Genomic DNA, 835 nt, shown 5'->3' on the forward strand with positions numbered 1-835 from the left:
GTTGCAATTTATCAAGACAGTATTGATGTGCTGGAAGGTTCTAGTGCATTAATCAAACGCATCGATAATGCTGAAGACGGTGTTGATCAAGACAAGCTGAGCGCAGTAATGCAGGAACTCAAAAAACGTGTCCCTGAAGAGCGTAGTGTATCGATATTGGCTGAGGCCGGCACGTCTTATCAAAAAATCGTTGCTGTCATGGATTCTGTCAGCTCATATAAAACGGTGGTCGCGGGAGACGTGGTTCGCGCGGAATTGTTTCCTGATATTGGGATCGCTGATGCTCCAGAGGAGCGTCTTGGGGCAGGTTCGACCCCATGAAGCAGTCTGCAAAAGCGAAGCGCATTGCGCGACATAAGAAGCGAGGGTTAGCTTCAGGAAAGCTTAATCTCGTGTCGTTAATGGATATATTCACAATCCTTGTGTTTTTTCTGATGGTGAACTCGAGCTCCGACGTTCAGGTCCTTAATAGGGATGGGAAGATTGATTTACCTATTTCCAGTGCAGAAAGATTGCCAGATGAGACCCTGGTGATCACTGTCAGCCAAGACGCCATTATCATAGCGGGCCGCGAGATCATCTCTCGCAGTGATTTTAGCGCTTTTAATGGAGACATTGAGCCAAAGGTTGCAGGGGAGTTGAGGTATCAATTAAGTCGCAGCACTCAGTCTGAACAATCGCGGCCGATCACTGTAATGGCCGATAAAGATCTGCCTTATTCCTTTCTTAAAAAGTTGATGTCTACTTGTATCGAAACAGGGTATACCACGGTTGCTTTAGCGGTAAATCGGAAGGCTCAGGCTAGCTGATTTTTTCGCTTGTCTATTCTTTGTAT

1 protein-coding gene and 1 pseudogene are annotated in these 835 nt (G+C 46.2%); both read left to right on the forward strand.

The window, feature by feature from the left end:
• Positions 1–321 (forward strand): annotated as a pseudogene (locus tag A3750_RS25670) (biopolymer transporter ExbD); the annotation flags it as partial.
• A complete protein-coding gene (locus A3750_RS01775) occupies positions 318–809 on the forward strand; it encodes a biopolymer transporter ExbD (RefSeq protein ID WP_068453114.1) in 492 nt (163 codons plus the stop codon). The pseudogene A3750_RS25670 and the gene A3750_RS01775, both read left to right, overlap by 4 nt.
• Positions 810–835 lie beyond the last annotated feature (26 nt).

The sequence above is a fragment of the Oleiphilus sp. HI0079 genome, assembly GCF_001635105.1.

Bases quoted from the DNA above. Each gene is read 5' to 3' on its own strand.
- A3750_RS01775 (WP_068453114.1), top strand. From the start codon at position 318: ATGAAGCAGTCTGCAAAAGCGAAGCGCATTGCGCGACATAAGAAGCGA.